At 67.2% G+C, this 23,967-nt stretch carries 26 protein-coding genes and 2 pseudogenes; 12 read left to right on the forward strand and 16 right to left on the reverse strand.

What is annotated here, in order from left to right:
* Positions 1–5: 5 nt before the first annotated feature.
* Entirely contained in the window at positions 6–1,178 is a 1,173-nt protein-coding gene (locus Scani_RS40325) for a helix-turn-helix domain-containing protein (RefSeq protein ID WP_174872853.1), read from the forward strand.
* 8 nt (positions 1,179–1,186) lie between these two features.
* Here Scani_RS40325 and Scani_RS38475 read toward each other — a convergent pair whose 3' ends face one another.
* The 12 genes from Scani_RS38475 to Scani_RS38530 form a co-directional block, all read right to left on the reverse strand.
* Positions 1,187–1,651, reverse strand: a complete 465-nt coding sequence (locus Scani_RS38475) for a helix-turn-helix domain-containing protein (protein ID WP_246296506.1) — start codon at positions 1,649–1,651, stop codon at positions 1,187–1,189.
* On the reverse strand, positions 1,651–1,845 hold the full coding sequence (locus Scani_RS38480) for a DUF5999 family protein (protein WP_159482679.1): 195 nt from the start codon (positions 1,843–1,845) through the stop codon (positions 1,651–1,653). The genes Scani_RS38475 and Scani_RS38480 overlap by 1 nt, the downstream gene beginning before the upstream one ends.
* Before the next feature lie 214 nt (positions 1,846–2,059).
* Positions 2,060–2,989, reverse strand: a complete 930-nt coding sequence (locus Scani_RS38485; RefSeq protein ID WP_159482680.1) for an exonuclease/endonuclease/phosphatase family protein — start codon at positions 2,987–2,989, stop codon at positions 2,060–2,062.
* Positions 2,990–3,026: 37 nt separating this feature from the next.
* On the reverse strand, positions 3,027–3,524 hold the full coding sequence (locus tag Scani_RS38490; RefSeq protein ID WP_159482681.1) for a hypothetical protein: 498 nt from the start codon (positions 3,522–3,524) through the stop codon (positions 3,027–3,029).
* 82 nt (positions 3,525–3,606) lie between these two features.
* Entirely contained in the window at positions 3,607–3,759 is a 153-nt protein-coding gene (locus tag Scani_RS38495) for a hypothetical protein (RefSeq protein ID WP_159482682.1), read from the reverse strand.
* Entirely contained in the window at positions 3,756–4,886 is a 1,131-nt protein-coding gene (locus tag Scani_RS38500) for a GntR family transcriptional regulator (protein ID WP_159482683.1), read from the reverse strand. The genes Scani_RS38495 and Scani_RS38500 overlap by 4 nt, the downstream gene beginning before the upstream one ends.
* Positions 4,883–6,178 (reverse strand): cytochrome P450, encoded by a 1,296-nt coding sequence (locus Scani_RS38505; RefSeq protein WP_218039248.1) that lies wholly within the window; start codon positions 6,176–6,178, stop codon positions 4,883–4,885. Before Scani_RS38505 ends, Scani_RS38500 begins: the two co-directional genes overlap by 4 nt.
* Positions 6,169–7,452, reverse strand: coding sequence for a cytochrome P450 family protein (locus Scani_RS38510; RefSeq protein WP_159482684.1), 1,284 nt, complete (start codon positions 7,450–7,452; stop codon positions 6,169–6,171). Before Scani_RS38510 ends, Scani_RS38505 begins: the two co-directional genes overlap by 10 nt.
* Positions 7,449–8,060, reverse strand: a complete 612-nt coding sequence (locus Scani_RS38515; RefSeq protein ID WP_174872854.1) for a GTP-binding protein — start codon at positions 8,058–8,060, stop codon at positions 7,449–7,451. The genes Scani_RS38510 and Scani_RS38515 overlap by 4 nt, the downstream gene beginning before the upstream one ends.
* Positions 8,041–8,382, reverse strand: a complete 342-nt coding sequence (locus Scani_RS38520; RefSeq protein ID WP_159482685.1) for a DUF742 domain-containing protein — start codon at positions 8,380–8,382, stop codon at positions 8,041–8,043. Before Scani_RS38520 ends, Scani_RS38515 begins: the two co-directional genes overlap by 20 nt.
* Positions 8,379–8,777, reverse strand: a complete 399-nt coding sequence (locus Scani_RS38525; RefSeq protein WP_159482686.1) for a roadblock/LC7 domain-containing protein — start codon at positions 8,775–8,777, stop codon at positions 8,379–8,381. The genes Scani_RS38520 and Scani_RS38525 overlap by 4 nt, the downstream gene beginning before the upstream one ends.
* The gene (locus tag Scani_RS38530) at positions 8,767–10,206 is read right to left on the reverse strand and encodes a sensor histidine kinase (protein WP_159482687.1); all 1,440 of its coding nucleotides are present in this window, start codon (positions 10,204–10,206) and stop codon (positions 8,767–8,769) included. The genes Scani_RS38525 and Scani_RS38530 overlap by 11 nt, the downstream gene beginning before the upstream one ends.
* A gap of 83 nt (positions 10,207–10,289) precedes the next feature.
* Between Scani_RS38530 and Scani_RS38535 the strand changes: the two genes are divergently transcribed.
* Positions 10,290–10,553 carry a hypothetical protein gene (locus tag Scani_RS38535; protein ID WP_159482688.1) on the forward strand — a complete coding sequence of 88 codons (264 nt, stop codon included), beginning with the start codon at positions 10,290–10,292 and terminating at the stop codon, positions 10,551–10,553.
* A gap of 411 nt (positions 10,554–10,964) precedes the next feature.
* On the opposite strand, the gene Scani_RS42425 is transcribed toward Scani_RS38535, so the two are convergent.
* Together Scani_RS42425 and Scani_RS38540 are read right to left on the reverse strand one after the other, a co-directional pair.
* A complete protein-coding gene (locus Scani_RS42425) occupies positions 10,965–11,561 on the reverse strand; it encodes a DUF6415 family natural product biosynthesis protein (protein ID WP_503827404.1) in 597 nt (198 codons plus the stop codon).
* A complete protein-coding gene (locus tag Scani_RS38540; RefSeq protein ID WP_159482689.1) occupies positions 11,471–12,028 on the reverse strand; it encodes an ATP-binding protein in 558 nt (185 codons plus the stop codon). Before Scani_RS38540 ends, Scani_RS42425 begins: the two co-directional genes overlap by 91 nt.
* 230 nt (positions 12,029–12,258) lie before the next feature.
* Between Scani_RS38540 and Scani_RS38545 the strand changes: the two genes are divergently transcribed.
* Together Scani_RS38545 and Scani_RS38550 are read left to right on the forward strand one after the other, a co-directional pair.
* A complete protein-coding gene (locus Scani_RS38545; protein ID WP_159482690.1) occupies positions 12,259–13,695 on the forward strand; it encodes an NsdA family TPR-like regulatory protein in 1,437 nt (478 codons plus the stop codon).
* Positions 13,692–14,222 (forward strand): GNAT family N-acetyltransferase, encoded by a 531-nt coding sequence (locus tag Scani_RS38550; RefSeq protein ID WP_159482691.1) that lies wholly within the window; start codon positions 13,692–13,694, stop codon positions 14,220–14,222. Before Scani_RS38545 ends, Scani_RS38550 begins: the two co-directional genes overlap by 4 nt.
* Before the next feature lie 73 nt (positions 14,223–14,295).
* On the opposite strand, the gene Scani_RS38555 is transcribed toward Scani_RS38550, so the two are convergent.
* Positions 14,296–14,472: a hypothetical protein gene (locus tag Scani_RS38555; protein WP_159482692.1), complete on the reverse strand. Its 177-nt coding sequence runs from the start codon at positions 14,470–14,472 to the stop codon at positions 14,296–14,298.
* Positions 14,473–14,742: 270 nt separating this feature from the next.
* Here Scani_RS38555 and Scani_RS38560 point away from each other — a divergent pair.
* From Scani_RS38560 to Scani_RS38595, 8 genes and pseudogenes are all read left to right on the forward strand, one after another.
* A pseudogene (locus tag Scani_RS38560) lies at positions 14,743–16,015 on the forward strand (IS1380 family transposase).
* Positions 16,016–16,706: 691 nt separating this feature from the next.
* Positions 16,707–16,958 carry a MarR family transcriptional regulator gene (locus tag Scani_RS42290; protein ID WP_371872454.1) on the forward strand — a complete coding sequence of 84 codons (252 nt, stop codon included), beginning with the start codon at positions 16,707–16,709 and terminating at the stop codon, positions 16,956–16,958.
* A gap of 325 nt (positions 16,959–17,283) precedes the next feature.
* Positions 17,284–17,565: a helix-turn-helix domain-containing protein gene (locus tag Scani_RS41510; RefSeq protein ID WP_246296507.1), complete on the forward strand. Its 282-nt coding sequence runs from the start codon at positions 17,284–17,286 to the stop codon at positions 17,563–17,565.
* Between the two features lie 270 nt (positions 17,566–17,835).
* Positions 17,836–18,732, forward strand: coding sequence for a tyrosine-type recombinase/integrase (locus Scani_RS38575; RefSeq protein WP_246296508.1), 897 nt, complete (start codon positions 17,836–17,838; stop codon positions 18,730–18,732).
* A 142-nt stretch (positions 18,733–18,874) separates the two neighbouring features.
* Positions 18,875–19,543: a glycosyltransferase family 2 protein gene (locus tag Scani_RS38580; protein ID WP_281392363.1), complete on the forward strand. Its 669-nt coding sequence runs from the start codon at positions 18,875–18,877 to the stop codon at positions 19,541–19,543.
* 458 nt (positions 19,544–20,001) lie between these two features.
* Positions 20,002–20,586, forward strand: coding sequence for a DinB family protein (locus tag Scani_RS38585; RefSeq protein WP_159482695.1), 585 nt, complete (start codon positions 20,002–20,004; stop codon positions 20,584–20,586).
* A 45-nt stretch (positions 20,587–20,631) separates the two neighbouring features.
* Positions 20,632–21,228: pseudogene (locus Scani_RS42295) on the forward strand (transposase).
* A gap of 245 nt (positions 21,229–21,473) precedes the next feature.
* On the forward strand, positions 21,474–22,478 hold the full coding sequence (locus tag Scani_RS38595; RefSeq protein ID WP_159482696.1) for an MsnO8 family LLM class oxidoreductase: 1,005 nt from the start codon (positions 21,474–21,476) through the stop codon (positions 22,476–22,478).
* A 222-nt stretch (positions 22,479–22,700) separates the two neighbouring features.
* On the opposite strand, the gene Scani_RS38600 is transcribed toward Scani_RS38595, so the two are convergent.
* Positions 22,701–23,243, reverse strand: coding sequence for a DUF1707 SHOCT-like domain-containing protein (locus Scani_RS38600; RefSeq protein WP_159482697.1), 543 nt, complete (start codon positions 23,241–23,243; stop codon positions 22,701–22,703).
* Between the last annotated feature and the right edge of the window lie 724 nt (positions 23,244–23,967).

Genomic DNA, 23,967 nt, shown 5'->3' on the forward strand with positions numbered 1-23,967 from the left:
AGGCAGTGGCCGCCCCCGAACGTCTGCCGGCGTCCCGTCCCTCGGCCCAGCATGTGGTGTGGCACTGGGCCACCCCGCAGGCCCGCACCATCCTGAACAGCGGCGATCTCGGCGCGATCCTGCGCTTCCACCGAACCGTCCACGGCCTGAACCAGACCGAGCTGGGAAACCTTCTCGGCTACGACAAGACCTACATCTCGGCCCTCGAACTCCGAAAGAAGACCCTGGGCGACGTCGGCTCCCTGCGCCGCGTCGCCGAGCAACTGCGACTGCCCCCGCACATCCTGGGCGTCACCGATCCGGCTGACACCGATCACCGGGCAATGGTCCAGTTCGGACAATCCACGGTCCGCCTCGCCGAGATCGCCCGCCAGAGCGGTCACGCCTCCGAAGCCGTCGCCGAACTGTGGCCGCTGGTCGCCCGCCTCGAAGCGCGCCTCGCAGACGGGCACGCCGAACGCGAGGTCCTGCGCCTGCTCGCCCACGCCCGGGTCGGCCTCGGCGTCGCGCTCGGAAACGTTCTTCCCGAGGAGCGACTGGCCACCGCCGCCCACTGGACCGCCAAGAGCCTGAGCATCGCCGCCCACTTCAACGATCCCACCTTCAGCAGCTACGCCCTGCGCATGCACGGAAACGAACTGCGCAAGGCCCACATCCGGGGCGCCGCGGTGGACCGGCTGCGCCACGCAGCGGCCCTGGCGCCGGACCGCGAAACCCGTGCGGAGGTACTGCCGCTGTTGGCCCGAGCCGCAGGCGAACTCGGCGATGCCCAGCTCTTCGACAGCGTGATGCAAGAAGCCGACGGTCTGATCGAAAGCGCAGGACACACGTCGCTCTTCAACCCTTACGCGCTGCACGAGATCCGCCTGCGCGGCCTCGTGAGCACGGGGCGCGCGGACGTCGCCATACGGCTGGTCGACCATGGACCTGGCTCGACGACGACCGTCGCACCGCAATGGAGAGTGATCGAACTGATCACTGTCGCCCACGTACGGCTCCTTGCGAACGACCGGGGCGGGGCGACCGAATCGCTGAACACCGCGATGACCGAGGCAGTAGTTCAGCGGCTGCCCCACCAGTTGCAACGGATCGTACGGACCGCCGGCGACCGGCTTCCCGACGTGCGCGGCCAGGCGGTTCAGGCGCTCGACCGGATACGGCAGGAAATGGCGGCCTAGCACTGAGGTCAGCGCAGCCATTCGATCACCTGACCAGCGGTGAGGATTTGGTACTGCCACGCCCGCGTGATGGCGTGAGCGCGGTTCCGCGCGCGCAGGTTCATCAGCAGCTCGCGGCCGTCCCGGCGGATGCTGCAGACCTCCCGCTTCAAAGCTGTGGCCATCTGCGCCGCCGTCATCTCCTGGGCGATGAGGGGCACGAGTGCACACTGTTCGCGGGACAGGTATAGCAACTCGGGATCCAACAGCTGAGGCCGGTCGATGGCCTTGGTGGCGTAGGTGACGGCGAGTGCAGCAGCCGACTCGCTCACGCCGTACAGCTTCCACTTGGCGAGCTTGAGGTAACCCGAAGCTGTGCCCTCCCGGATCTGGAGGCGCAGCGCAACCGCGGCGAGCATGCTGCCGTCGGCCAGGCCCTCGAGGACATGCCGCTCCCTGGGCGCGAGGATGACCTCCGCTACGCTCGTGGGCATCAGGCCGCCGCCTTCGCCCGGCACCGCGCCGGGGCGATGACCTGTCCGTCCGGCAGCAGCTCACCGGTGTCCTCGAAGAGCAGGACGCCGTTGCACAGCAGGCTCCAGCCCTGTTCCGGGTGGTGCGCCACCAGGTGCGCGGCCTCCCGATCAGTAGCGTCGGGCGACGGGCACGGTGGCTGATGCTGGCACATCGGATAACTCCAAATCGGGGTTGTGGTTACGCCGTTGTGTTGTCGCTGCGGGCCGGCCCGCTTCAGGGCAGGTAGTGGCGGGTCGGCCCGCAGCGCCGGGCACCCAGGGGTAGGGGTGCCGGTCTGGTCCCTCGCGAGTGCCGGCCATTCGACGGCACGCGGAGGAGTCGAGGCGTCGATTCCGCCGGCGGCGACGAGGGGCCTCTGACCGTCGTCATGCGACGCCCGCGTCCTGGGGGGTGTGCGCCTCCTGGCGGAGGATGTCCGCGAGCCGGTCTCCGTCGAGTCGGGCACGGACGATGTGGTGATCCGACATGTCCAGCGGAACCTCGATCACGTCGACATCCGACACCGCGGGCAGGAGTACCTCCGAGGCGTAGATGCGGTCGATGCGCGCGTCCGGCCCGTGCGTCTCACAGCCGGTGACCGTTCGAGCCAGGGAGTGGGTGTTGCCGCTGCGAGAGGCGACGTGGCGTGCCACGTCTTCCAGCCCTGCGGTGCGCAGGGTCTCGTCCGAGCAGGTGCACATCCGCCTGGTCCCGTCAGGACCGATACAGGAGCGATGGACCCGGTGTCGCCGGTCACGGATCTCTTCCAGGACCGGCAGCGGAAGATCCCCATCCGCGCCGGGTACGGGGTAGGAGTTGTGGTCTCCGCCCATCAGCACGGGCAGTTTGACGTCCATCCCGGTGGGGGTGGTCCACGTCTTGTCGGCGAAGGTTGTCGCCCAGTCCGCTTCGGCGTGCCGTTGCGTCGGGGAGGCGTAGTTGTGGTGGTAGGAGGCGCAGACCAGGGGTACCGCGTCAGGTCCTGCGGGACGGAATCGCAGGCCCCGGACGGTCGGTGGCATCTTCCAGATGGTCTCTTCATCCCTGTCCGGCCACCCGCACACGGGGCTGAACAGAGACGTGGCGGCAAAGACGGCGGTATGGGAGGAGGGCCCCAGCCAGCCACGCAGGGCCAAGTCCTCCTCCATGGACTCCATCACGGCCTTGCCCTTGGCATCGGCTCCCCACATCTCCTGCCGAAAGAGCAGGTCCGGATGGAGTGAAGCGAGGAGCCGGTTGGCCTCCTTGCGCTTGTTGGAGTCAGCGCCGCCGTTGGCCTCGAAGTTCCAGCAGAGCAGGGTGATGCTGCGGCTCATGCGATCAGTGATCCTTTCGTGGATTCGGGCAGATGAGTCAGACGTCCGTCTCGGTGGTGGCGAGGGCGAGGAAGCCGCGGCGGGCGTGGATCTGCCGGAGGACGTCCTCGTAATCGCCGTTGAGGTCGGAGAGGTCGGTCCGGGACATCGCGGCGATGCCGTCTATGTCGTCGTGGTCGAGGGCATCCAGCAGGCGGGCCAGCTGAGGTCGAGTGACGGGGGCGGTCAACCCCGTGAAGTCCACGGCCGGAGCCCGCTCCAGGAGCCAGTTGTTCCGAACGGCCATGCCGCGGGCTACGGCTAGCCGCAGGGCAGGGTCCTGGTGCGCGTGCACCATGGTGTAGATGCCGATGCGGGGGCGTGGCGTACGGCTGATGGCCGCGGCAAGGGCGGCTTCGCGTATCGCCTGGAGTTCGGCGGTGGACTTTGGGGGGCGGATGCAGCGGGGGACCAGTCTGGCCAGGACGGTCTCGATCTGTGTCGGGTCGTGGTGGGTGGGGGGTGCTGTCGCTGTGGTGTACCGGTCTGTGGTCACAGGGGTCCCTTTGGGGCTGTGGTGCGGGTGGCGAACGTGTTGGGGGACACGTGTGGGTGCGCCGAAGTGCGGAGGTTGTCGCTCAGTGGAGGAGATCGCCGAAGTAGTGCGGCAAGGGGTCGCTGGTGTGAGGGGAGGGATAGTCAAGGTCGCGCATCCCCTCGGCCGTCTCTGGCGACGGTCCGGCAGCAGTGGGCGGCGGATAGGCGTCGGGCTGGATCTCGTCGGCTGTCATCGAGGTTCCTTGGGGGCCAGGGGGAGGATGTCGCTGATGGACTTGGCCAGGCAGGCGGTGTGCCACTGCTGGAGCCAGGGCGTGTCCGGCAGCGGGGCGGACGTAAGCTCTGCGGCTCGGGCAAGGGCGGCCCGCTCCTGCGTGGCGTCAGGGGCCGGGTTTGGGACCGTCGCCAGCAGCTGGCTGGCCATGGAGCACAGGTCCCGCCACCGTCCGTGCAGCACCTCGGCTGGAGCCGGGCCGCGACGGCGCCACTGCTCATGAGCAGCACGGCAGGTGGCCACGATCGTGTCCCGGCTGAAACGGGGGTTCTTCTCGTCGTGATGGGGCGCGGTGCGAGCGGGGTGGGCAAGGAAACGGGCGGATTGCGCCACCTCGCTGCCGCGCGGTCCGATGTGCACCGTGCCTTCGGCGGCCAGGATCCGCAGCGCCCGCCCAACGGGCGCGGAGTCGCTGCACACCGTGGTGGCCAGGAACTTCGCGCTGGGCAGCCGGCTGCCGCGGGCGTAGACGCCGACGGCGATCTGGGCGCGCAGCCGGTCGGCAATGTGGGTGGCCAGCGCGTCGTGCATCTCCAGACTCCCTGCCGGGAAGATCCGTCGGCTTCGCCTCTCCAGAACGTTGCTGTCGACGAGACTGCTCACCGCGGCCCGGACCGTTTCAGCAGGTGCCCGCAGATCAGCGGCCACCTGCTTGACCCGCAGTTCGAAGCCAACGGGGAAGCCACCCTTTGAGATTGCTGCGGTGATCGACCGGGCGACCTCGGGCACGGTCGTGCCCGGCCGGATGGTGTCGTGCAGCGCTTGCACGAACTCCCGGACGGCATACGCGTACACCACCACGTCGGCGTAGCACTGCTTCACGGACCGCTCGGGGTCGGCACGTGCCAGCAGGATGTCCCACCGTCGTTCCTCGGCAGCGGAGCCGTTGGCGGCGGCGCGACGGGTGTGGCCGAAGGGAGCCCAGTGGCGGGCGATGCGCCGGACCATGTCGAGGTTGCGGGCAACAGACGCAGGAGCGGCCTGCATCCTGTTGCCGCTGACACGGTGCAGGACGAGGAGATCGTCCCGAAGTTGACGGGGATCCAGCGTGCGGGCCGCGGCGTCGTCGGTGGTCGCGGTGGTCACTTGGCCGCTCCGGCATCGTGCCGGTGGCGGGAGGGGCGCAGGCGGAGGGGGAGGCTGGTGTGCGCGTTCATCAGGACCGAGGGGGTGCGCGGCGCCGGCGCGGCCGGGGCGAGGTCGGGCCATCGGCTGAAGAGGGCCTTGAGCGCCACCCGCCCTTCGAGGCGGGCAAGGGGTGCGCCGATGCAGGCGTGCTGGCCGTGGCCGAAGGAGGTATGGCCGCCCTCGCGGGTGATGTCGAAATCGTCTGCGGTGAGGCCGTAGCGGTCGGGATCACGGCCCATGGCGGCGTAGGAGATCATCACCGGTTCGCCCCGGTGGATGAGCGTGTGGCCGAGGGTGGTGTCCCGGGTGGCGAAACGCATCAAAAAATTTGCGGTCGGGGGTTCCCAGCGCAGGATCTCCTCGACGGCGCGATCCCAGGAGACCTCGCCCTGGAGGAGCAGGTCGAGCTGGTCACGGTGTTGGGTGAGGGCCAGCACGCCATTGACGAGGAGGTGGACGGTGGTCTCGTGCCCGGCGGCGATGAGGACCTGCACGGTGGCGACCAGCTCCTCCTTCGTCAGCTGCTCGTCGTCAGGGAGCTGGAGCAGGGCGCTGGTGAGGTCGCTGCCGGGCTGACGGCGCTTGCTGTCGAGGTGCCGGGTGATGATGCCCTCGATGGCAGCGACCGCGGCCGTCGGATCACGGGTGTCGTCGAAGAAGATCTCGTAATGGCCGCGCAGGGCGTCGTGTTCGGACTCCGGCAGGCCCAGCAGAAGACTGATGACGGTCATCGGCAGCGGCCAGGCCACGACCTTTCGGAAGTCGACGATCCCGTCGTCGGCGACGGTGGCGGCGTCGGCGAGATCGGCCAGCAGCTTCTTGGTGATGATGTCGATGCTCGTCCGCAGGGCCCGTACCCGCGTCTCGGTAAACACCATCGCCAGCGGACTGCGCAGGCGCCAGTGGTCGATGCCGTCGGTGGTGACCATGCTGGGCCCGGCCGGTGCGGCCAAGCCGATCAGTGGCCAGTCGGCAGGGATCTCGCCGCGTTGGAGGGCGTCCCAGTGCCGGGAGTCCTTACGGAAGATGTCGGTGTTACGCAGTACGGCACGGGCGGTGGCGTCGCGGGTGACCGCCCACACGGGGACGCCGCCGGGCAGCTGGACCGGAACGACCGGGCCGGCCTTGCGCATGACGGTGGCGTCGTGGTGGAGGTCGCAGCTGTGAGGGTCGAGCCGGTGTACCGGACGCGACAGCGACAGCGCCGGTGCGCTCGGCTCGGTGGCGGGGGTGGGGTGGGTCAGATCCACGGGGTGCCTCCGGCGTAGCGGGTGGTCGGTGGGGTGGGGGTGAAGGTGACGGGGAGGGCCTCCAGGCCGCGCATCCACACCGACGGTTGCCAGCGGACCTGTTCGGGTGGGCAGGCCAGGTGCAGGTCGGGAAGGCGGTCGAGGAGGACCTCGATTCCGGCGGTGACGATCGTCTCGGCGAGGTCCCGGGCGGGGTCGGGGCAGCTGTGCGGGCCGTGGGAGTAGGACAGGTAGGCGCGGCTGCCGCGTAGGCCGCCCGGTTCGGCTCGCAGGTGGGGGTCGGTGTTGCCCGCGGCGAGCCCCAGCAGGATCAGGTCGCCGGCCGGGATGGTGACGTGGCCGAGGCGGGCGGGGCGGCTGGTCCAGCGCCCGGCGAAGACCTGGGTGGGGGTGTCGTCCCAGAGAACTTCGCGAAGAGCCTGGCTGACGGCGAGCCGGCCACGGATGAAGGCGTCGGTGTGGCGGCGGTCGACGAGCATCCGGTAGGTGGAGTTGCCCATCCAGTACGTGGTGGTCTGGTGACCGGCCAGGATGGTGACGATCAGGTCCTGGCAGAGCTGCTCGTCGCTCAGGCCGACGGGGTCGGCTGCCAGCCGCGAGGCGACATCGGCACTGGGGCGCTCGCGCACCCGCCGGACGAGCGCTTGCACGGTGCGGCGGATGTGCTGATGGCCGGCCAGGGCGCGGTCGCCGCCAGCGAGCTGGTCGGTGAACGCCGCCACCAGATCCCGGTGTTCCTCGGTCGGCACTCCCAGGGCCCAGCCCATCACCATCACCGGCAGCAGCAGGGCGTAGTGGGCCATCAGCTCGGCACGCCCGCTGTGGGCGAAGGAATCGACGAGGTCCTCGGCGCGCGACTCGCACTGGGCTCGGAACTCGACTGGATCGACGCTGGCAAGAGCACGGCTGACCGCCCCGGCGCGCTGCCGGTGCTCGTCCCCTTCGGTATAGAGGAGAGATGATTCTGTGTGACCGCCGCCGAGCATCGGCCACAGCGGCCAGTCGGCCGGGAGCTGTTCACGCAGCCGCCACCGTGCCGCTTTGCGGGCGAACAGCCGCGTGTCGGTCGTGACTTGGGTCAGCTCGCGGTGCCCGAGGACCAGCCAGGCTGGCACCTGTCCGACCAGCAGCACCGGAGCCACCGGCCCGTATGTGCGCCTCAGCGCGGAGAAGACCTCGGCGGGGTCGCGGTGGTAGCCCGGGTCGCCCAGCACGATCGCCCCTCGGTGGCTGTCGGGCAGCTCCACGAGTACTGGCTTTTGCGGGCTGTTCACGCTCGTCCCTCCCGCAGTTCGGCCAGGCGCATCACGTGCTGGACGAGGGCGATCAGTACGTGCTGGACCGATTGCCGGTCGCGGGCGTCGCAGCGCATCACCGGCACTCCGGGGGCCATCTGCAACGCGTCGCGGACGTCGTCCAGGCTGTGCGCCCGGTCCTCGTGGCCGAAGACGTTGTGGGCCACTACGTAGGGCAGGTGTTTGTCCTCGACCAGGTCCAGGGACGGGAAGGAGTCCTCTACCCGGCGGGTGTCGACCAGCACCACCGCGCCCAGGGCGCCGTTGAGCACCGTGTCCCACACGAACTTGAAGCGGTCCTGGCCGGGAGCGCCGAAGAGGTACAGCACCATGGACTCGCTGAGCGCGGCCCGGCCGAAGTCGAAGGCGACCGTTGTCATGGTCTTCGACGGTGTGGCGGACAGGTCGTCGGTGCCGATGCTCGCGGCGGTCATCTCCGCCTCGGTGCGCATCGGGGTGATCTCGCTGACGGCGCCGACGAAAGTCGTCTTCCCGGCTCCGAAGCCGCCGGCCACGGCGATCTTCACCCCCCGGCTGGCGGTCTGCGCGAGCGGCACCGGCGCGGCTTCACAGGTGGTGGAGTCCAACGAGGACCTTCCTCAAAAGAGCAGCATCGTGTGGCGAGGCTGAGGTGGCGTGTGGGTGTCGGGCGGTGACGCGGCTCTGGTCGAGGAGGCCGGAGATGAGGACCTGCGCCATCCCCACGGGCAGGCGCAGGCGACTGGCGATCTCCACGACCCCGGTCGGTGAGGCGCACATCCGGACGATGGCGGCCTCCTCCAGCCCGAGGCCGGCGGTGTCGTCGCGCTCGGTGACGATTAGGGACACCGCGTCAAGTTCGTGGTCGGCGGCAGTACGACCGCCCAGGACGACGAACGACCGGTCCGGCACGTCCCAGTCGTCGCTCACGACGGAGCCTGGGGTGACCGCGGCGGGACGCTCAGGTGGTCCGCGACGCGCTCCACCAGCTGGGCCATCGCGGTGCCGACAATGCCGGGATCAGCCTCACTCTCGGCCACAGTGGCGAGGACGCCGCCTGTCCCGGCGCCGACTACCAGAAGCTGGGCGCGGGGTGTGTCGATGGTGATCGTCAACGCCGGGCCCCCGGCCTTGAACGCCTTGTCCAGCTCGTTGGAGATGGAGCGCAGACTGGAGCAGATCGCGGAGAGAATGTCGGCGGAGTCGAGGTCGAGGCTCTTGTCGTAGGCGACTTTCAGGCCGTCGCTGGACAGGAGCAGGGCGTGGCGTACGCCAGCAGTGTCGCGGCAGAGCTGGTCGAGCAGCCAGGAAAGGTCAGTACTCACCGTGATCCTCCAGGGTCGGTGCGGCGGGTGTCGGCCGGCGGGTGGCTCGGCGGAAGGCGGACAGGCGCTTGCCGGTCTCCAGTGCGCTTCGCGTCGGCGGTGGTGCAGGCTCGGCTGGATGCTCGGCCGGGCTCGACCGCGTGGCGCCGGGGATCCGGCGCGGCAGCCGCACAGTGCTCCGCGTCGGCTGCGGTGCGGCGGCCGAGTGGTCCGGTGGTGGCTGCACCTCACGGACCGGTGGCGGCCCGCCGCCCTGCGGAAGGGCCGGAGCACGGCTGGCTGCGGGGGGTGTTGGCGTGTCGTGGGTGAGCCACTGGCGAGGTAGCACGATGCTGGCTCGGGTACCGCCAGTGGCGGAGGCGCAGTACGCGATCCTCAAGCCGAAGCGTTCGGCGGAGAGGCGTGCGGCGGCAAGGCCCAGTCGGCTTCCGGAGAGCCTGGTGATGTCCAGCGGCTGCTCGAAGTCGACGGTCTCGCGTGCACGGGCCAGGGTCTCTTCGCCCATGGCCAGGCCGCTGTCGTCTACGTGCAGGACCATCGCCGAGACGGCGTCCTCGCCCGACACCCGCACCCGCGTCGTTGGTGGGCTGAACCGCAGGGCGTTGTCGAGCAGTTCCGCTAGTCCGTGGATCGTGGCAGTGACGGCCGGCCCGGCGACCGCGACGGGCACCTGGGGCAGAGCCAGCTCAACTCGCGGGTGGTGTTCGCAGGCACCTATCGCTGCCCGCACGACGCGCTCCAGCGAGACCGGCTTCGCCCACGGCCGTCCCGCTCGGCGGGCGCCGGACAGGGCCAGCAGCCGCTGGGTCAGCAGCCCCGTACTCGACAGCCCCGAATCAAGCGCCTCAAGGTCCGCGCGCACGTCCTCCCGGCGAATCGGCGCGGAACCGCTGTCCCAGTAGGGCCTCTTCCGCTCATCGATCTCCCGAAGGTGGTCGGTGATTGCAGCATGAAGGCGCTGCGCACAGCCCTGCACGATGACCATCGCGGACGTCAGCCGCCGGTGCTCCTGGTGGAGCGTGTGCACCGTCTTGTGGATGACACCCCGGAGCGTTTCGTCTGTGGGCAGCAGACCCTGTTCGCCGAGTCGCGCCAGCACGGTGGGCGCCGATGCGCGCTCCCGCAGCTGGTCCACCGCCCAAGGCAGAACGCGGGCTGCCCGATCGATGTCGTCCTGGAGGCGGCGAAGATCAGCTTCCGATCGCCCCTGGGCGAACTCCGCGCGACGCACCCGCTCCCACGCCTCATCGCGCTCCCGGCCGACAGAGCGGAGCCGGTGCTGCGCCTCAGCCAGTCCCGCAACCACCAGCACGGTAGAGACGGCAGTGCACCAGGCAACGGCCGCACGGCCCGGCGACGACAGCATCACGGCGGCAGCGGACGCGGCAGCGACCAGCACGACGACCAGCACGCTGCGCCTCAGCGTCATCTGCGGAGCCCGCCGGTGGCGCGGCCTACTGGCCTGATCCAGGGGAGGTATCGGGGTCACAAGTCCTCGCGGAGAAAGGAGAGATGGAATGGCAGGAACACGGTCGTGCCGCACTGCCGGGACTAGAGGTGAAGGCGGCCGACGAGCTGGGCGACGAGGCGACACGCCTCGGTGATGGCCGGAGCTGCCTGGCCATGCGCCAGCTGAAAGCCGAACACCACGGCTACAGCGCCGGCCCTCCCCGCAGCCTCTGGCCGCGGATCAGCACCACCATCACCACTCCCAGCACCACGACCGCGGGTACAGTCAGGCGCATGCCGCCGCAGCCAGCCGACGAGCGGAACTGACGCGCATCATCCGGTCCGCCAACGGCACAAGGTCGGTGAGGTGCCGCGGATCGGACGGGAGCAGCCACAGTCGGCCATCGCAGCCACCGCGGTGACGATCGTCGACGGGGCAGGAAAGATCCCGCCCCCGAACCCCCAGCCGCTCGCCCTCCAGGCTGTGTCGGCACTCTGCGGCCACCGGCGCGTAGAGCCGTCGGTGCCGCGGGCAGCACAGGACCGGGCCCACAGGCTCACCGTCGCAAAGGAGGGCCTCCAGGGCCGGAAGCCCTGGCTGCAAGCCAAGCGGCAAGATGGCCCAATCCAGTTGGGCCAGCGGATCGGGGAGCGGCATCTCGGTCAACTGCACCCACCACGAGTACGAAGTGACCGAGATGGCGCGGCGCGGGGCACGAACGGCATCCGTGACGGTGATCACCGGTGACATAGCCACCTCACGCCGCGCGACGTGCTTTCCCACAGACTTGCCCAACGGCCTGACATGGGGGGAAAGAGTCCCTTCTGCGTCTCGGAATGGTCCGATCGCGATGGGGGGCCGAAAGCCTGCGGGGTGAGGTCCCGTTCGTCGCGCGCCGCCCAAGCCATAAGGCATTGGGCAGCCTCGGCCAGGCGCACGAGATGGATGCGTGACCCTATGTAGTCGTGCGGCACCATCTGACGTTGCACCGATCGTGCCGAGGCAACTGCCTTTTGTAGCGCGGGTATGCGCCGACGCCATCGCGGCATGAGTTGTCGGTCCAACCGCGCGATATGGACGTGAAGCCGGGCTACCAGATCGTCCACGTCGGGCTGGTAGTCAGGCAGCAGTGCCGATCCGCCCAGCACGAGCGCCACGGTCTCTGCCGCAGCGCGCACCTCGTCACGATGAGGCGGCCTTCCGGGCCGTACGAACTGGCTCGCGTACTGCCGCTTCGAGATCCTCACTCTTCCTCCCTGCGGATGCAGCGGGGGAGGCTCATCGCGAGCCAGACGGTCTTTCCAGCGTCGTCCTGGGCAGTGGTGAACCACCACCGGTCAGCGATGGCGCCGACGAGCATCAGACCGCGGCCGGACTCGTCATCGGCGTCGCTTCTCCGGGGTTGCAGGCCGACATCGGACGGGTCCGTCACGCTGATGACCAGTTCGTCCGTGGTGCACCAAGCTGTCATTGCCACTGTGTCCTGCCCACCCGAGCAGCCGTGCAGTACGGCATTCGTCACAAGCTCACTCGTGGCCAGCACCGCGGGTTCCATCAGCGGCGCCAAATCCCAGGCGATGAGCTGCTCGCGCAGTTGGCGGCGCGCATTGGAGACCGACGCCAGCTCTGCCGGGAATTCTGTCCGCAGGATGGATCTGGACTGTTCCCGGATCACGGGACAGGCCGACTTCCCTGGCGCTCGTCTCCGGAATAGCCCCGAGCGCAGCAGCCGTACACCATGGGCAGGCGTTGCGCTGTCACGATGCTGAGCGACACGGAACGCGTTGCGGACGGTCAGCACGAAGTCGCCTCCGTAGGTCGAAGTTCGAAGCAGCTCACGGGCCAGCCCCTCGGGGCGGGCGCCCCAAACGAGGAGCCCATTCACTCGGAGGCCGGATGTGGAACCAGGACACAGCGAGTCGGCGCCCTGCCGGCAGGGGGCGACGGCGCGAATATCGCGAACTTCTCGGAGTGAGTGCGAAAATCCGCGAATTCACGCCTGGCGGTGCAGTCATGACTTACCGTCTGTCTGTGAGCACCGTTCGCAATGCTCCAGGTGAGCACTCCAACTCGGGGAAACGGGAACCTAATCGCGCTTTGGCGGAGGCCCTCCGCCAGGCTGGCTGGTCGCCGCGAGAGCTGATGCGTGTACTCAATCCGCGTCTGACCGCGGTCGGTGAACCTGCCTTGCACCTCACAGCTTCACAGGGCTGGTTGGCGGGCGGGCGACCGAGATCTCAGACGGTGCGACGGCTGACCGTCACCGCGCTCAGTGAAGCTGCGGGGATCCCGTACACCGTCGCCGGTCTCTGGGGCGATCAGCGCAACGGGAAGGAAGCCGAGAGAGGCGCCACCGACGACCTGCTCGGGCGCCGCTCGCTAGACGACGTTCTGGCCTCCGCCGCGGCCTGGACCGCAGCGGATCCGCGCGACCAGGCCAGTGCCAAGCCGGCTAGCGAGGAGCAGCTCTTCGGTGCGGTCTGGGACGCAACCCACCAGGCTGCTTCTCAGCCGCGCCTTGGCCCGGGAACGGACCAGGTCCTTCCTCCGATGATGGATGTGCTTGAAGGCCACCTTCGGGGGCTGCGTCGCCTGGATGACACGGCGGGTGGTGGAGCCTTGCCTCAGCGCTACGTGCGAACCGAATTGCTCGGCGTCCTGGACCTGTTGCGTAACAGTCGTTACACGCCTGAGATTCGCCTGCGCCTGCTCACCACGGCCAGTGGCTTGTCGCAACTCGCCGGTTGGATGGCATTCGACGCCGATCTATCTGCCCCCGCGCAGCGTTATCAGCTGTTCGCCATCCGTCTTGCTCGCGCAGCTAACGACAGCAATGGTGCCGCCAATGTCCTGGGCATGCTGGCCTATCAGCATGCGGCCACCGGCAAGCCTTCCTCCGCACTGCGTTTTGCGGAGGCCGCAGTTGAGCACACTGCTGGAAGCGCCCCCACCGTGCGTGCGCGAGCCCTCGGCCGCCTGGCCACTGCTCATGCTGCTGCGGGCGATATGCGCGCTTTCCGTAGTGTCACTGACCAGTGTCGTGTACTGCTGGACCACCGTAGAGACGATGACCCTCCATCGTTGTACTACTTCACAGCAGAGCAGGTGGCAGCTGAGTCAGGGCATGCCTTGGTGGAACTCGCTGCGGCGAACCCTGCCCAGGCGCGACGCCTCCTCGCAGAGGCCACGGACTTGCTCACACCCTTGACGGACCACGGGGCGAACAGTGGGTATCCGCGCTCTGCGTTGCTGCACGGCATACACCTGGCCCGAGCCCACCTTCTCCGCCGAGACTCGGAGACCACTGTCGGGACACTGCTTCACCTGGCTGGTCGTGTCCCCGACGTGCAGTCGATCCGTTGCCGCAATCTGCTGAGTCGAATTCGACGCCAGGTCGGCAGCCGCGTCCAGTCAGGGGCATGCGCTGATGCGCTCGTAGCGGTGGACAGGGCACTATCGGCTACATGACGTTCCTCAGCACTGCTCGGCCGTGCCAGACGGGCACCTCGTCCCTGACGGCCATTTCCTATGGTGATCCCGAAGCCCGGCGCCTGACACGAGCGCTCCACGCCGAGCAGGTTGCTGTCTACGGATTCGCTGATGACCCTGATGACACTCCAGCAAGTCACTTTGTGTTGCCACAGGGCCTCTTTGTCATAGCCAGGTGTGACGATTCGCCAGAGGCCGTCGGCTGCGGGGGCTGGCGGCTGCTCTCGCCGGATACAGCAGAGATCAAGCGTATGTACGTGACGCAAGCGGGCAGAGGCAGAGGAATAGGACGGCGAATTCTGGAACATCTGGAGTCGCAGGCAGTCTCTCGTGGCGTGATCCGAATGGTCCTGGAAACGGGGGTTCGGAACGACGCGGCGCTCGCCCTGTATCGAAGCTGCGGATATCAACCCTGCCCGTCGTACGTTCCAGGTAGAGACTCAAGGGTAAATCGCGCTATGACCAAGTCCTTGCCTCTCTCCCCTTCGACAGTGAGTGCTCAGTAACAGTCCGCAGGCCCGCTGTCTCCAAGCTCGCGTCTGCCGACGGTGCACTGGGTTCTGGAGGACTTCGCATCGGTTACCAGCAGTAGGTAACCCTGCTGTTGCCGTCGGTGCGTCGCACTGCACGCTTCTCAAGTCGCCGGCCGCACATGCCCCGGATACCCCTACGCAGCACCTGTTGCGGGTCGAGGGGGGCGTTCTCGGAGCGCTCGACGGTGAACTGCCACACCGCCTGCTCGATCCCACGCTGCATAGCCGCCATCCTGGCTCAGCTACGGTTCGCCGCTACGTGATGGAGCCGGCGCCTGGCAGAGCGTTCCAGCCGAGTGCGTCCACTCGGCTGGAAAAGACCAGGCCCTTCTCAACGAAGTTGTGCAGCAATGTGCAACCGCAATAGGGCCTAGCCTCGGGATTTCATGAGGCTGGTTGTCCGAGGGGCGGCTATAGACACGAGGAGTGCCTCTGACCTGCGACGATGGACTTGTCTAGGATCCAGATTCGTTTGGGAAGAGGCACTCCTCAGGTGAAGAAGCGTATCGGGTCGTACCCGTCTGTCCGTGCCGAGAGCGGTGGTCGTGGCCTGCATGATCCGGGCAAGATCCTGCTGGACGTGGCGCTCGCGGTCGCGCTGGGCGGGGACTGCCTGGCCGATGTCGAGGTGCTGCGGGCCGAGCCGGCGGTGGTCGGCCCGGTGGCCTCCGACCCGACCGTCTCCCGTCTCATCGACACTCTCGCCGCGTCCCGCCCGAAAGCCCTGGCCGCGCTCCAGTCCGCACGTTCCCAAGTGCGGACGCGGGTCTGGGGGCTGCCCGGGGCGAGAAGTCCGGCCGCCGACGGCCAGGTGATCGTGGACATCGACGGCGTGCTGGTCCTCGCGCACTCCGAGAAACAGGACGCCACCGCGACCTGGAAGAAGACCTTCGGCCATCATCCGCTTGTCGCGTTCGTCGACCACGGCCAGACCGGGTCCGGAACCGGTGGCCGCCCTGCTGCGGCCCGGCAACGCGGGCTCCAACACCGCTGCCGACCATATCGAGACCGCTCAACTCGCCCTGGACCAGCTGCCCAAAGCATTGCGGCGGGGACGGGGAACGCTGATCCGGGCCGACTCCGGCGGCGGCACCCACGCCTTCCTCGACTGGCTCTCCAAGCCGGGCCGGTGGCTGTCGTATTCCGTCGGAATGACAATCACCGATGCCGTCCACCAGGCCGTGCTGAAGATCCCGAAGAAGGCGTGGACGCCGGCCTACGACGCGGGAGGCACCGAGAGGCCCGGCGCCTGGGTCGCGGAGATCACCGACATGCCCGACCTCTCCGCCTGGCCCAAGGGAATGCGGCTGATCGTCCGCAAGGAACGCCCCCACCCCGGCGCCCAGCTGCGCTTCACCGACCTCGACGGACTGCGGCTGACCTGCTTCGCAACCAACACCCAAGGCGGCCAGCTCGCCGACCTGGAACTGCGTCACCGCAGACGGGCCCGCTGCGAGGACCGCATCCGAAACGCCCGTGACACCGGCCTGCGCAACCTGCCCCTGCACGACACAGCCCAGAACCGGATCTGGCTGGAGACCGTCTCCCTCGCACTCGACCTTCTCGCCTGGCTGCCGATGCTCGCCCTGACCGGCAAGACCCGCCGCTGGGAACCCAAGAAGCTCCGCCTGCGCCTGTTCTCCGCCGCCGCACAGCTCGTGAACACCGGACGCCGCCACTGGCTCCGCTTCACCGCCCGATGGCCCTGGAGCGACGTCATCACCCACGCGATCGACAGGCTCCACACCCTCCCGAACCCTGGTTGACCAGCCACTTCGACCGCCCCGGCAACCCGCACCACCACATCGGAGAATGGAACCCGGCGCCCACCCGACGCGACAGTCGGACCGCCGGCCTGTCCGAGCTCCGGAGAGGACGCACCACACAGGCAAAGAGCCCTCATCAAGAAACCGACGGGGGCTCATGAACGATCGAGGCTAGGCAGCGTGACCAGGCGTCATGACAGCGCGAAAATGATCGAACTGGCTTGTGGGATTGAGGAGATGGGCTGCCGCCAGTTGGTGGCAAGCAGGGCGTGGTCGACACTGTCGCCCAGTGACTCCGCGACGAGGGCGCGGACTCTTGCTCCCGACCGGATAGGTGAGGTGGGAGTCTGTCGCAATCCATCAGCCTGGCATTCGCCCACGGCAGACGAGAAAGAGCCCCAAGGGACTGGAACCTCCTCCGGGAGCATGTCAATGTACAACGTCCCGGAAAACACCAGGTCAGCGAGGGTATGAGAGGTTCCGGGTCGACCAACAGACAGGTCGACCGTGACGGCAGCCCGTACCCCTGCGCTGGTCGGTCTCGTCCCCGAGGCCCCGACCCAAGGAGCCCCACCTGTCGAATGCTGCCCTCAGATCCGCCCGCTTCACTGCCCCCGTCCTCTTGGCCCTTGGCGCCCTGAACGCGTGGACCGCGCACCAGCGAGAGGACTACGGTGCCCTTTCCACGGCATTGTGTCTCTGCGTCTGCGCGGCTGGGCTGTTCGGCGAGGACCTGGTACAACGTGGCTACCGTCGCGATCGAGCGGTCCTCGCGCACATCGCGATGCATCCCGGAGCCGCAACGCGGCACGTTGCCCGAGCCGTTGGTGCTTCACAACGAGTCGTGGCCCGCAACCTCGACCGACTCACCGACGACGGGCTCCTGGTGGTCGTCTCGGACGGCGCGACTTCCGCTCTCCGGTCGTACCGGCTGGCCTCCTGAGCTTCGTGCGCTAGGAACGGTCCGTGAACTTCCTGTGCGGGCGCGCAACATAAACCACGATCGCCGGTTGGCCAAACCGGCGATCGTGACGATCATTGAGGGTGTTCGCAGCGGCTGTGCTTGGCGGTGGAGCCCTTGCGGACGCAGTCGGTAGTGCCGCAAGACGCAAGGAGCTAATGAGCGGCCCCCGCCTGCGGCTTCCCTGAAATCCGCAGCGCTGTTCGCTGAAAGACAGCGATGCCTCCGCCGAGTCGGCGTGGGCTCCCGGCGTTGTTGATCCCGTTCTGTCGCCCCGCGCGCTCCTTCGCAAGGAACACCACTTGATGTGCCGATCCGCGATACCCCCTGCCCTGATTCGATCGCTCAGCTGTCTGCATGGGCGCCTGTCGTCACGTCGTGCGAATCGGAACTGACGATTGTGACTCCACGAAGCATGCTGACCGCAAAAGAGGCGGCAGATTTCCTGAACGTGTCCCTGACGTGGATATATCGCGATGCGCCGAAGCTGGGGCTAACTGGATACAAATTCGGCCGCGGGAAGAATGCCAAACTGCGATTTAAGTACAGTGAAGTCATGAAATGGCTTGAGCAGCAGAAGATTCACTGACGCGCCAAAAGACTAGACCTAGGAGTGGCTGCATTGGTTCCCGTTAAGCTTGCCCGAGGGATGGGGAGCTTCCTGAAGAACTGTTCTTGCGTGAAGCCCACGCGGTGCTCTCACTCATACACAATCCGCTACCGCGACTCTGCAGGTAAGCAGCGTGAAGAAACGGGCTACCCGACGCAAGACGCTGCCAAAGATCGCCTTACGGCAATCTACAACGATAAGCGCAATACGCCCATTTCCGTCGCTGAGGTCAGGGCTCAGCTAGGTCGAATGTCCTTCAAGGAGTATGCGGAGGATTGGCGTACCCGTCGGCGGGATATCGTGGAATATGCCACGGGCCCTGCTCACGAGACGTACCTGCGGGCGCATTTGTATCCGGAGTTTTCTTCTAGGAAGATGGAAACGTTCGCTCCTATGACCCTGGAACGCTTCATCGCGACCATGGAACGGAACGACGTGCAGCTTGGAACGCAGAGGAACGCCTACGGCCTTCTTCATGCAATCCTGACGGATGCCTTTCGTAAAGGGGCAATCGCGGCGGACCCTACGCTCGGCGTGATACCGCCGAAATACATACCTGACCGGGCCGTCGTCCCCGCGAAGGGCTACATAAAAGAAGCGGCGGGGAAAGCCGACTTTCAGCTGGCCATGCATATGCGGATGATGTATGGATGTGGCCTGAGGAACGGTGAAGCTCGTGCCGTCAATATCAACAATATCGTTGCTGATGACGTGTATCGAGTGACGGAGCAAATACATCATTACACCTACCGGCCGGCACCATTGAAGCATCGAGAGGTCGGTGAGTTTCGCGAAGTTCCGCTCCCGCGATCGGTTAAGGAAGCAATCGAACGATTCGTGGAGAGGCATGGGGTCTCGGAGGACGGGTACCTGCTTCGCGGGCCGACGGGATACTTCACGTACTCCATGGAGTCTCGGCGGGCTAGGAACCTTTTCAAGAAGGTGCCTCCTCCAGAGGGCATGACGTTGTACGGCTTTCGTCACTTCTTCGCGTCGAACTGTTTGAGCCACGGGATCCCAATCACGGATGTCGCGGAGTGGATGGGCCACAGGAACATCCAGATCACTTACCGCACTTATCGGCATCTGATGCCGGGGTCGATCACTGCGGCCGCCAAGATCTTGGACCACGACCTCGCTGCGTAGAGGCAAAGGTCCCTGACATGTCAGCCATTGGATGGGGTCCCGACTGGTGCTGACGGTTTGCTGACCCCAGGTGGTCGTCAAGCCGCCGCGACCTGCAAGAACGCTGATCTGATGCATCTTCGGCTTCCATTGGCACCGCCCCATCCAGGCCCGGGCCAACAGCCCCATGGTGTGCTCGGGTTGCTGCTCCGTCTTCCGGCGCGACGACCTGATGGCCTTCGGCGGATTTCCGGAGCGGACCATCGTCGAGGACATGGACTACACCTGGTCCCAGCAGATCGCGGGCAGGCGCGCGGTCTACGTCTCCGACGCCGTAGCCCTCGCCGCCGATCCGGAAGACCTCACCTACCTCCGCAAACAGGTCTGGCGCTGGATGGCCGGCTTCTGCCAGAACGTCCGGCTCCACGTCGGACGGCTGGTCGTTCACAAACCTCTGCTGGCGGTCTGGGTGCTCCTCGCCCTCCTGGAGATCCTCACCGCACCGCTCTGGTGGGCGACACCGTTCGTGCTCGCCGCGACCACCCACCAACCGCTCGCGCTCGCCTTCACCTGGTGGGCCGGAGCCGAACTCCTCCTCACCCTGCCACCCCTCCTCTACGCCGCCCGACGCCGCAAACTCCCCCTCGCAGGAGTGCTGTTGAACATCCCCTGCGTCTACGCAACCAAGGCCGTCAACCTCGTCTACGCCTGGAAGGCCCTCATCGTGGAACTTCTCCTGGTGCCCCTACGCCTGTCACGCGGCCTGACGGTCTATGAAAAGGGACGGGCCGACTACCGGCCGATGCGGTCGGCTTCGGCGGGGGTGGGCTGAGTTGCGCTGAGCCATGGTGGGGGACGCCGCTCCGCCGCATTACCGGAGCGGCGTCCTGATCCCCTGACTTGCGAGCCCGCGAGAACGCGCTCGGCAGGCAATCAGGAAGGGGCCGGCGACCCCGGCGAGCGAAAACACAAGGCAGACGAACAAACACCAGAAAGCAATTCTCTTGACCTTGCGGCGATTGGCGGCGGCGGGACGCCTTTTCCGCGGCTGAGGCGCAGAATCATTCGAGCGGTTCGGGTCTCGCGGTCCCTCGGTGTTCGCTGCCGCTGAGGTTCGAGCTCAGTTCTGTGGAGGCCTGAACTCTAAGAGGTTGTCTCACGTGACAAGTTTCGCGAGCCTCTTGTAGCAGGTCAGGGCGACGGCCATGGCCAGGCCTCGGCTCTGCCTGTCGTTGCGGACCCCGTACGGGATCTTGAGACCACGAGCAGCCCATGGCAGGCTCATGCCGCATGATCGATGAATTCGCGAAAGGCAACCTGCACGGGAGACTGCGGCGGGACCGCAAGGCGCTGCTCTGGAAACTCGACGGCTTGTCCGAATACGACGCCCGCCGACCTTTGACAGCGACCGGGACCAACCTCCTCGGCCTGGTCAAACACGTGGCCACCGTCGAGGCCAGGTACTTCGGCGAGGTCTTCGACCGCCCTTCCCCGGAACCGCTGCCCCGGTGGCAGGATTCCGACGGCAGCGATCTGTGGGCGACCGAGGACGAGACCCGCGATCAGATCATCGGGTTCTACTGGCGCACGTGGGAACACTCGGACGCGACGATCAACGAGCTTGCCCTCGACGCCCCCGGCCACGTGCCGTGGTGGCCGGAGCCTTATGCCGACACCAACCTGTTCGCCATCATGGTCCATGTCCTCGGCGAGTCCATCCGGCATGCCGGGCACGCCGATATCCTGCGCGAGGACCTCGACGCCCGGACCGGGTTGCGCGCCGAACTCGAGAAACAGATCGACGAGGAAGCCCGTGCAGCCTACTGCGCGAAGATCGAGCAGGCCGCCAGGTCGGCCGCACCAATCAAGGCTTAGAGGTTGTCTCACGTGACGTGATGTTCGTGCGGCATGATGCCGGTCGTGGGTGCTGAGCTATCGAAGCGCCTGATTCCTGGTGAACTCTGGGAGTTGGCTGCCCCGTTGCTGCCGTCGTTCGCTGCTCGTTCGCAAGGTGGTGGGACCGCTCGTGTGACGAGCGGGCCGTGTTCACGGCAGTGGTGTACGCGCTGACCAGCGCCTGTGCCTGGCGGCATCTGCCGCCGACGTTCGGCACGTCGCCCGCCACCGCGCATCGCCGCTTCACGGCATGGACCGAGGCCGGCGATCGTCGACGCGGCCTCCGTTCGCGCCAAAGGGGGGATCGCTGACTGGGCCGAGCCCGGTCGATCGCGGTAAGAAGGGCAGCAAGCTGCATGTGCTGTCCGATGCCCAGGGCATCCCGCTCGCCGTCGCCGTGTCCAGCGCGAACATGCACGACAGCCTCGCCCTCAAGCCGCTCATCCGCCGCATACCCGCCGTCCGGCCCCGCCGGGGGCCACAGCGGCGCCGACCCGTCAAACTCCGTGCGGACAAGGCGTACTTCTCCGCCGAACTACCTGGCGCTCGCACTTACTCGCCTTCCTCGGCCTGGCCGCCGCCCTGACCTGCTACAAGAAGCTCGCGAAACTTGCCACGTGAGACACCCTCCAATTGTGACCAGCCCGTTTGGGACCATCAGCGACTTCGGCGACGAACAGGTGGGTGAGCGTGACCGACAGCGTCCCGTGGGGTGCCGCCGAACCACGCATCCGGCCAGCCACTCCACTCCACCGTGCCGCTCCCACTCACCACGCATCACCAACTCATCGTTCCAGTAGGAGGCGTGTGGTCGTGAACAGGCAATTCAACACCCTCATCGAACAATCGATCCCTATGCTGACGGCATGATCGACGTACCGCTTTCGGCGCTGGAAGTCGCGATGGTTCAAACGGGTACCCGAGCCGTGGAGACCCTGCGCGACACCACCGCCTTCGCGCAGGGGCTGGAACGGCTCGGCTACCACCGGATCTGGTACGCCGAGCATCACCACTCACCCGCCATTGGCGCATTCCCACCGGTCGTACTGACCGCGCACGCCGCTGCCTCGACCTCTGCGATCCGTCTCGGTTCGGGCGGAGTACTGGCACCCAACCACGCGCCCCTCACCCTCGCGGAACAGTTCGGGACGCTGGCCGCCTTGCACGAGGACCGCATCGACCTGGGCATCGGCCGCGGCCCCGGCACCTTCGACGAGGCCATCGCGCGGGCGCTGCGCCGCGGAGCCGGACCCACGACGGACGCGGAGTACCACGGTGACGTGGCCGCGATCCTGACCTTTCTCGTCGAGGAAGTCGCACTCGGCTCCCTCCCGGAGCCATGGCTGCTGGTCTCCAGCACCGCAGGTGCCGCTCTCGCCGCACAACTCGGCCTGCCGATCGCCGTCGCGCACCACATCCGGCCGGACAACACCCGCGCGGCGCTGGAACGTTACCGGTCCGCCTTCACCCCGTCCCGTTGGTGCGAACAACCTCGGGTGCTGGTGTGCGTGGAGGCGGTGTGTGCCGAGACGGAAGAAGAAGCCGCGTGGCGAGTGAGACCGATGGACGTCATCAAGGCCGGGCTCCTCAAAGGCTTGAGTGAGATCCCCTTCCCCACGCCCGCCGAGGCGGCCGCCCACCCCTTCACGGCCGAGGAGCGACGAGCACTGGCCGGCTTCCGTGCAGAGCAAGCCGTTGGTACGCCCGAGACCGTCGTACAGCGGCTTGCGCAACTGGCGGCTGAGACCGGAGCAGACGAACTGATGCTGACCACACCCGTCTACGACCTCCACGACCGCATTCGCTCCTACGAACTCATCAAGAAGCACTCGGAGGCCACGACTGCCGCGACCAGCACGACCGCACCGTAGAGCCATGCCGGGAGGGAGACACCGCCGGGGAACTGTGGGTCGCAGTCGCCCCCACTAGTGCTGTGTGACCCCGTGGGTTCACCTGCAGCGGATCGTGCCCCGCGGTGGCAGAAGCTTCGGTGCGCTACCGGCGCGCGATGCTGCTGCCGGCCTCGGCAGGCGGGGGAGTGGTGCGGGGACGAAATAGGCGGTGGACGGGTGGTCCCGGTGCCGGATGGTGCCTCAACGCCGCGCGTGGCGGACCTTCAGCCGTCCGTACCCCATGGCCCCGGAGATCCGGATCTTCGGCCCGCCGGGGCCGGAGGGCTGCCGGGGCTTGTAGTGCGAGTCCTTCCACCCGGTGCGCAGGCCCTCGAGGTCGACGATCGCGTCGCGAGGCACCGTGATCTTGGCCTTGCCGCTTCCGAGTTGCAACTCGATGTCGACTACCGGATGTTCGATGATCGCCCGGGACAGGTCCAGGTGCACCCTTCCGAATGCGGACTCGACCTTCAGGACCCGAGGCACCCGCCATGCACCGCGCCGCTGGATCCGCCCGCTGTGGGCGGCAACCGTGGACGTGGTGCCGGCACTCTCCTCCGGGAGCGAGGCCAGAGCCGACACGAGTTCGCCGTGCGCCTTGGCAGTGAGCACCTGGTGGAGACGTTCGTCCATCTCCTCATGAGAGATGTGCCCTTTGGTGTACGCCTCCTGCAGGCGCTGCACAGCCGTGTCGCGGTCGTCTTCGCCGACCAGTGGCGACGGGTCTTCCGGCAGAGAGGTCACCGTTTCACATTACTGCCATACCGGCGATGCGCACGTGCCAACGTCCGCAGCGGGCACGGAATCCGACGGTGAGACCGACCGTTCGTCATCGTGGCCTTGATCGCCCAACTCCCCGGCGAACGCGCATGGTTACAGCATCAGCCGTCGCCTCAGAAGCCCCTCAGTCATCATCAGGCAGTGCCAGCCGTGAACTACTGCGCATCGCCACCGCGACCGTTCCCGCGATCCATCGCCATTGCCACTGTGACCGTCTCCGGGATCGGCATCGCCCTATTCGTCGTCGCAGACGGGACCGCGCTGACCCTTCTTCTCCTCTTGACCAGGTGCCTTACGTCGACCGCAGCAGGGATCTGCCTCCCCGGCCCATCGCCGCTGAAAGCTTTTACGAAGCGCCGTTCGGGGGTGTTCGGTGTTCTGCGGACGACGTGACGGTCCGTGTGCCCGGCTGCGATGCGGACGTGAAGCTCGCCGAAGCGCCGTCTTGCGCGCGACCGCTTTGACGCGAAAGGCCCCAGTCCGACGCCCACAGTGGAGACGGCGAGCCCGATGACTGTGTGGACGCCGTTGGCGGCGGTGGTGGCGGTGGCCAGGGCTGTCTATTTCTCGCCCAGCAGGATGCGCAACTCATGGACGGTGGCTGTGAGTTAGGCAGTTTGGTGTGGATCGCCTTGCTGACCAGATAAAGGTGGCGGCGATGTGTGGTCCGGCGAGGTAGACGGTGGCG

This window comes from Streptomyces caniferus (genome assembly GCF_009811555.1).
In the GTDB taxonomy this organism is placed as follows: domain Bacteria; phylum Actinomycetota; class Actinomycetes; order Streptomycetales; family Streptomycetaceae; genus Streptomyces; species Streptomyces caniferus.